4 protein-coding genes are annotated in these 6,825 nt (G+C 32.4%); 3 read left to right on the top strand and 1 reads right to left on the bottom strand.

Features of this window, described 5'->3' with window-relative positions; genetic code table 11:
• The first annotated feature begins 106 nt into the window (after positions 1 to 106).
• Positions 107 to 1,111 carry a DUF3231 family protein gene (locus KHB02_RS05215; RefSeq protein ID WP_213146175.1) on the top strand — a complete coding sequence of 335 codons (1,005 nt, stop codon included), beginning with the start codon at positions 107 to 109 and terminating at the stop codon, positions 1,109 to 1,111.
• A gap of 339 nt (positions 1,112 to 1,450) precedes the next feature.
• Here KHB02_RS05215 and KHB02_RS05210 read toward each other — a convergent pair whose 3' ends face one another.
• Entirely contained in the window at positions 1,451 to 1,849 is a 399-nt protein-coding gene (locus KHB02_RS05210; protein ID WP_213146176.1) for a (deoxy)nucleoside triphosphate pyrophosphohydrolase, read from the bottom strand.
• A 403-nt stretch (positions 1,850 to 2,252) separates the two neighbouring features.
• Between KHB02_RS05210 and KHB02_RS05205 the strand changes: the two genes are divergently transcribed.
• Together KHB02_RS05205 and KHB02_RS05200 are read left to right on the top strand one after the other, a co-directional pair.
• Positions 2,253 to 2,558: a DUF4870 domain-containing protein gene (locus KHB02_RS05205; protein ID WP_213146177.1), complete on the top strand. Its 306-nt coding sequence runs from the start codon at positions 2,253 to 2,255 to the stop codon at positions 2,556 to 2,558.
• Between the two features lie 373 nt (positions 2,559 to 2,931).
• Entirely contained in the window at positions 2,932 to 6,030 is a 3,099-nt protein-coding gene (locus KHB02_RS05200; RefSeq protein ID WP_213146178.1) for an EAL domain-containing protein, read from the top strand.
• The last annotated feature ends 795 nt before the right edge of the window (positions 6,031 to 6,825 follow it).

The raw sequence follows: 6,825 nt of genomic DNA, 5'->3' as shown, positions 1-6,825 counted from the left end.
TAGTTCAACAAGAAATTGCTCAACTATTATCAACTAAAAGGTTTAAGTCCAAGGAAACGCATAACTATTTCTGAGTCAGTAAAAAATACGGAAGAGGTGAGAACAAATGGAAAATGATAATTTAAAACTTACGTCCTCCGAAATTGGAACACTATGGGGGGAGTATATAAACGGAACGATGACCGAGATAGTAAATAAATATATGATTTCTATTTTGGAAGACGAAGAGGTGAAAAATGTTTTTGAAATTGCCATTGAGACATGGGAAAAGCAAAAGAGTAAGCTAGTTTCCTTCATGGAGAAAGATGGTTTTCCAGTTCCGAATGGATTTACTGAGTCCGATCTTAATAAGGGTGCAAAGAGATTGTTTTCTGACACATTCTGCTTAAATTATTTACATATAATGACGATACATGGTTTGTTGGGTCATACCACTGCTTTAAGTGTTTCTGTCAGAAAGGACCTACGTGAGTTTTACAATTCATGTGATAATGATGCAAAAAGGATGTACGATTTAACCATTGAGTTATTGCTTAAAAAAGGAAAATTTCAACGAGATCCCTATTTCTATCCTAAAGAGAACCCTGAATATATTTCCACCAAAGATTTTACTGATGGATTCTTCGGAAAAGGGAGACTTTTATCTGCTACAGAAATAATCAGTGTTTCTCTTAATATTAAAAAAAGCATTATGGCAAAAACTCTTTCAATCGGGTTCAGTCAAGTCGCTGAATCGGAAGAAATAAGAATGTTTTTTGAGGAAATAGGAAAAAAGGCAGATGAAAATATACAAGCCCTTGCAAGTATTTTGCACAAGGATAATTTGCCCGTTCCAATGTCGTGGGAATCAGAGGTTACAACGTCACAGGACTCTCCTTTTTCGGATAAATTAATGTTGTATCATATGGGTTTCTTGGGTCAAACTGCACAAATATATTACGGTACAGGTCTAGCAGGAGCCATGCGAACAGACCTAGCTGTCGTTTATGAAAAAACAATTCTAAAAACATTAACATTGACAAAAAGTTGGTTCGATATTATGGTGGAAAACAAATGGTTAGAACAGCCACCACTTGCTCCCAATAGAAAAGAACTTGCACAAGGTAAATAAGATATACCCCTCATTAGTGAGGGGTATACTTTTAATTAACTTTTTAATTTAAGGGATAATTTCAACATAAAGTAGTTATTTCCTTCTTAAGCTAATCTGCCTCGTTAATACAATAAGCATAGTTAGGCTATTATGTATAAATATAAACCTCTATACAATTCTACCTTGAGTAGTGATTCAAAATGATTAATGAACACACTGCCAAAATATGCATTATTTAAATGCCAGAAACAGAAGAAGATAAGTCTTTTACTGTCATCGTTGAATTAGAGAATGAAGTTCCTGCATCTTAATATACTGAGTTTACAAACAATGTATAGTCTTCTCATTTCGAGAAGACTATTTTTCTTGGATTAATTGTTCAACTGCTGGTACATCCGCAGGTGCCCACTTGAGCGAATCTAAGTTTTCCCGTTTTAACCAGATTAACTTTGAATGCTCATTTTGCCTCGGTGTTCCCTCAACAACTCTACATTTAATGGAGATCAAATTAATAATAAATGTGTCGTATTCATGTGTGTTGTCTTTAAAAACTTCATTAAATGTCTCAATCTTACAGCCCAACTCTTCATCGATTTCCCTTTTTAACGCTGAATAAATGTCCTCATTTGCTTCCACTTTTCCACCGGGAAACTCCCACCTATTTGGAATCGACATTTCTGGAGATCTAAGTGCACATAGAATTTCTTGTTGGTCGTTTTCAATAATGGCAGCAACAACTTTTACAAGCTTTTTCAAGTTAACCCTCCTATGCATTTCACTAGCCATTATGATACCACTTTTGGTGGATAGATGCTGCATTGGTCATTTTTTTGTTTTATTTTTTTCAAAAAGTTGACTCTAATCAAAATCCTAATAATATCTTCAAATCACTTTTTAAAAACAAGCATTTTAAACACTAATATTTATACGAAATGTTGAAGTTATGCTTATTAAACAAACGGGTCATATAGTGGAGTAATCTCAGTAGCTGGAGAATGTAAAAGTATAGTTCGCATACTGGAATTTTGATCTGAGCTACGACCTAAGACGTATAACGGATTTAGTTCATAGTCTGATGTAATATTTTAACCAAAACTTTATAATGATTAATGAATAAAGGTTTGTTAAATATTACGATACAAAGAGGAGTAAATGTTAAATGGAAAATAAGGGATTCAAAATATTGATTCATGCTAGTACTTGGTTTGCACCTATACTAGTTCCCATTATCACATATTTTATTATTTCAGATCGAGAAATTAAAAGCTTATCCTTACAGGCTCTGGTATTTCATATTGTGATCGGTATTTTAATCTCAGTGTCTGCTTTTTTTTCTTGGATATTAATCGGGATTCCATTCCTCATTATTTTTGGACTCATTGCTATAATAGCTCCGATTGTTGGAATTGTTAAAGCATTTAATGACCGTCCTTTTCGATATCCAATTATTGGATCATGGTTTTGATTAAACCTAGACGAATCTAATCGTTTTAATGATGATGAATAGTAGTATTTAAATCACTTAATCTTCATAAACTCCATGCGCCACCGTAATTCATGCGAATGTTAGCTCTAGTAGGGGAATAGTTCCCTTCACCAGATCGCTGCGGCGGTCTTTTTTGTTTGTTCAGCTAACGGGGCAGTTTAGTTGTAGAGCGAAAAATACCATGATGCTAGGTACTCTATTCAAAAAGGGATTAATAATTGATGAAAACTCAAGGTGTTTTAAGAATATCGATGGATTATTTTAAATTTGTCGTTGCAATGGAAAATAATTGTATAATATATTAGTGAGTAATTTAGTTCCTTTTTTAGGTCGTAACGAAAGGAGATCACCATTGAGTGCAATAACAAATAATAAGGATATTTTGGAGCGAGTATCCGATGCATTTTATTCGTTAAATAATGAATTCAAATTTGAATATATAAATAATGTTACAGAAAAACTTTTACAAATTAAACGAGAAAATGCGATTGGACAATATATTTATGATGTATTACCACACAGTGACTTGCATAAATTTGTCTTACAATATAAAAGGGCATTGTCGGAAATGGCCCCTGTAGAATTTGAAGAGTTTTTTAATAATAGATGGTATGAAATAAGGGCCTTTCCTTCTAAGGAAGGCTTGTCTGTATTTTTTAGAGATATTACAGAAAAAAAGAAAGAGTTTCAAAACATTAATTTTCTAGCTAATTACGATGTTATAACAGAAATACCGAACCGTTTTTACTTTAATAAATACTTAAAACGCAAGTTACAATCACAATCTATTGGTGGTTCATTTGCTGTTTTATTTATTGATATTAATAATTTTAAAAATGTTAATGATACATATGGTCATGGAGTAGGTGATTTGGTATTAAAACAAATTTCAAGACAAATTGAGAAAAAAATAAATCAATTTGGTTTCATAGCTCGATACTCTGGAGATGAATTTCTCCTAACGCTGGAAAACCTTGATGAAAATGAAATTTCATCTGTGATTGAACGAATAATTGAATCATTTTCAAGTCCATTTTGTATAAATGGGTTTGACATAAAAATTTCAATCTGTGTTGGGGTTAGCCAGTTTCCTAAGGATGGACAAAGTGAAGAATTATTAATAAAACATTCAGAAAATGCAATGTATCAGGCAAAAAAAGAGGGTAGAAATAAATATAAGTTCTACGCCTTTGATGAGAATGAAGGAAGAGTAGACGCTTTAAAATTAGAGATAGAGCTCCACAAGGCGATAGAAAATAAGCAGTTATTACTTCACTATCAACCTAAAATCAATTTAAATACGGGGAAAATTGTGGGTGTTGAGGCATTACTTCGTTGGGACCATCCAGAATTGGGAATGGTATCGCCAGAAACATTTATACCTATTGCTGAAGAGACAGGATTAATATTACCTATTGGAGAATGGGCTTTGAATGCTGCCTGTATACAAAATAAAACTTGGCAGCAACAAGGTTTTTCAACAGTTGTTTCCGTCAATTTATCAGCTATTCAATTTAATCAGACTAATATAATTGATACTATTGAATCCATTCTTCAAAAAACAGGATTAGAACCACACTTTTTAGAAATTGAGATTACTGAAAGTATGACAGTTGATATTGACCGTACAATTTTAATGTTACAACAGCTTAAAAAGATTGGAGTCCGTGTTAGTATCGATGATTTTGGTTCAGGTTTCAGTTCATTAAGCTACTTAAAAAATTTTCCTGTTGATACCTTAAAAATCGACAAGTCTTTTGTTAAAGAACTTCGAAACAACCCGAATGATGAAACCATAGTTAAAACCATTATCTCAATGGCTCATAATTTGAATTTGATTGTAGTCGCAGAAGGAATAGAAACAAAGGAACAACTGGTTTTTCTCCAACAACATTTATGTGATGAAGGGCAAGGGTATTTTTTAAGTAAGCCCTTAACAGTATCTCAATTACAAGAAAAACGGTTTGAAATCGAAATAATAGTTGAAGAACATGGAATCCCTAAAGATATAAACCAACAATTGTTATTAAAAGAATTATTGGAATCAGCCCAAAGAGAGTTACACGATACAATTCGTTTGCAGCAAGGGATGATATTTAAGTATAAGAAAATTAATGAACGATTTATTCATACACAATGTGACGGGGAATTATTATACCGTCTTGGAATGATTCCTTCTCAAGTTATAGGAAAAGAATTAGTTGACTTTCTACCTTATAGAACCGCCCTCGATAAAACTGCCTACTATAAGATGGCATGGGAAGGAGAGGAATTTGTTACTTATGAGGAAGAGCTAAATGGAATTAATTATCTTGCAACTTTACGTCCTATTAAAAAAGCGGGAGAAGTAGTACAAGTCATAGGTTCATGTATAGATATAACGAAACGCAAAAAAGCGGAGAAAGCTTTACAAGAAAGCGAAGCTAAATATCGACTGATTTCTGAAAACATGACGGACATAATAATGTTATTGGATATAAATGGAACGATACAGTATGCATCACCTTCCCTTGGAAAAGTAATGGGTAACCCATTAAAATCATATATAGGTAAAAGATCGTTTGATTTAATACATCCTGATGACAAGCAAGGCGTAATGATGGGATTTGAAAAAGTACTAAATACTATGAATCCATTAAGGATGGAAGCTCGTTTTGTGAACGTTGATGGGAAATCGTTATTATTTGAAGGACTAGGTACCCCAGTCCTTGGAGAAAATGGCGATCCAAAACATTTTATAGTAGTGGGGAGAGACATTACTGAAAAAAAGGAAATGGAAGAACAGCTCTCAAAATCAGAGAAATTATCAGTTGTGGGTCAACTTGCTGCAGGTGTTGCACATGAAGTTAGAAACCCTATAACTTCAATAAAGGGGTTCATTCAACTTTTTGAGGAAGGAATCATGAAGAAAGAATTTTTCGAAGTAATTTCCAAAGAATTTAAACAAGTTGAGGAAATTCTCGAAGAATTTATTAATCTTGCCAAACCAAAAGAAATTGAATTAAAAAAGGTTAATATTAAAACTATACTTAAAGAAGTTGAGACATTATTAAAACCAGAAGCAAATTTGAAAAATGTAGAAATTTTCCAAGAGGATAAACAAAATCTTCCTCAGATTATGTGTGATACAAACCAAATAAAACAAGTTTTCATTAATATAATTAAAAATAGCATTGAAGCAATTCCTAAAAATGGGTTTGTAGAAATCCAAGGCAGTATAGAAGGTGAAAATGTCCTAATAAAAATAATCGATAATGGAATTGGGATAAGTAAGGAGCGAGTTCAGAAATTAGGTGAGCCGTTCTATTGTAATAAAGAAAAAGGTACTGGTTTAGGTTTAATGATATGTTTTAGAATTGTTCGGGAACATAATGGGTCAATAAAAGTAAAAAGTAAAGAAAATGAAGGTACTACGGTTGAAGTTAGGTTACCAATAAAAACTTGTCAATAGGAAGAAACCTAATGAATTAAACCAAATATAGCTAGTTAGGAGAAGAATATGCAGGAAGGTAATACAATGCCATTAAAAGCAAACGGAAAAACCCTCAATGGCTTATTCATTTTTTATGAAATAAATAAATTAGATTGTGAAGGATTGTACTTAAACTAACGGGTGCGTTACTTTAATATCCAGCTGCCATCATTGGTAGTTTTTTTTTTTGTTATTCAACTAAAGGGGCAGAATACTTCAATAAGGACTTTGGGTTTTTGTGGTAAATTTGGAAAAGACTCAGTAAAAAATTATTTTGTTCAAAAAGAGGATATTACAATTGGGAAAAAGGAAATTATCAATTACAGTATTTATAATAAGTCTTTTTTCATCACTAATTTCGGTTAAATTATTTTGGAATTAGGTATTTTTGTTGATGAGTATGGTTTAAGCCCTGATATTGTTAATGGCGGAGACTTTTGGCTTGCTATGGATTGGTTAAGATTATTATTACTGTTATTGCTGTGTGTAGTATCTGGTACTAAGGGTCACGTGCTGAAATTTATTTTCTATATACACCCCTGAAAACCATGGCATCAATGAACATTATAGTTTTTATGTACTATTACAAATAACTGTGTTTTTTGGTAATTAGTCATTTTGCGGTTCATAGCAGAAACCCTGTCACTGACCCTTAAACTCCACACTTGTCCTATTTATTTATCAAAATCATTTTCATAAAATAATGTAATCTTAGTTTTATATCTTTTTTACACCACTTATTTTTTTAGCGTCTTTAGGACGCTTTTTTTATTT

It is taken from the genome of Neobacillus citreus, from assembly GCF_018343545.2.
GTDB classification, from domain to species: domain Bacteria; phylum Bacillota; class Bacilli; order Bacillales; family Cytobacillaceae; genus Neobacillus; species Neobacillus citreus.
This window is presented reverse-complemented; position numbering and strand designations above follow the sequence as displayed.

Excerpts from the sequence above, each read along its gene's own strand:
- KHB02_RS05215 (WP_213146175.1), top strand. The coding sequence starts at position 107 with ATGGAAAATGATAATTTAAAACTTACGTCCTCCGAAATTGGAACACTA.
- KHB02_RS05205 (WP_213146177.1), top strand. The coding sequence starts at position 2,253 with ATGGAAAATAAGGGATTCAAAATATTGATTCATGCTAGTACTTGGTTT.